The sequence below is a fragment of the Ralstonia edaphi genome (genome assembly GCF_958350185.1).
Classification (GTDB): domain Bacteria; phylum Pseudomonadota; class Gammaproteobacteria; order Burkholderiales; family Burkholderiaceae; genus Ralstonia; species Ralstonia edaphi.
Window position 1 is genome coordinate 1 of the sequence record NZ_CATWHI010000018.1, and the last position, 906, is coordinate 906.

General features: G+C 64.8%; 1 protein-coding gene and 1 pseudogene. Both read right to left on the reverse strand.

Annotated features, from left to right (window positions below; all coding sequences use genetic code 11):
• Positions 1-176, reverse strand: a pseudogene (locus tag R2669_RS24805) (electron transfer flavoprotein subunit alpha/FixB family protein); the annotation flags it as partial.
• A gap of 64 nt (positions 177-240) precedes the next feature.
• The coding region (locus R2669_RS24810) for an electron transfer flavoprotein subunit beta/FixA family protein (RefSeq protein ID WP_316902509.1) at positions 241-906 on the reverse strand (666 nt) is incomplete at its 5' end.

Genomic DNA, 906 nt, shown 5'->3' on the forward strand with positions numbered 1-906 from the left:
ACCAGCACCTTGGTCACGCCGGCGATCTGCGCGGCGGCCTGTGCAGCCGCGCCGCAGCCAGCGCCGGCCACCAGCACGTGGACGTCACCGCCGCATTGGGCGGCGGCCGTCACGGTGTTGAGTGTCGCGGCCTTGATGGATTGATTGTCGTGTTCAGCAATAACGAGTGCGGTCATCTTGATCTGCCTGTTCGGTGTGCGTGAAGTTGCGTGCGTTGCGGGAGGGTTACAAACCCGCCGCTTACAGCACCTTGGCTTCCGTCTTGAGCTTGGACACCAGCGTGGCCACGTCGGGCACCATCACGCCGGCGCTGCGCTTGGCGGGCTCGACCACCTTCAGCGTCTTCAGGCGCGGTGCAACGTCCACGCCCAGGTCTTCCGGCTTGACCGTGTCGAGCTGCTTCTTCTTCGCCTTCATGATGTTCGGCAGCGTGACGTAGCGCGGCTCGTTCAGGCGCAGGTCGGTGGTGACCACGGCCGGCAGCTTGACCGACAGGGTTTCCAGGCCGCCGTCCACTTCACGCGTTACCGAAGCCTTGCCGTCGGCAATCTGCACCTTCGAAGCAAACGTGGCTTGGGGCAGGCCTGCCAGCGCAGCCAGCATCTGGCCGGTCTGGTTGGCATCGTCGTCAATCGCCTGCTTGCCGAGGATGATCAGCTGCGGCTGCTCCTTGTCGACCAGCGCCTTGAGCAGCTTGGCGACGGCCAGCGGCTGCAGTTCTTCAGCGGTTTCAACGAGAATGCCGCGGTCGGCGCCGATGGCCATGGCGGTGCGCAGGGTTTCCTGGCACTGCGTCACGCCGCACGACACGGCGATCACTTCGGTAGCGACGCCCGCTTCCTTCAGGCGGACCGCTTCTTCCACGGCGATCTCGTCGAACGGGTTCATGCTCATCTTGACGTTGGC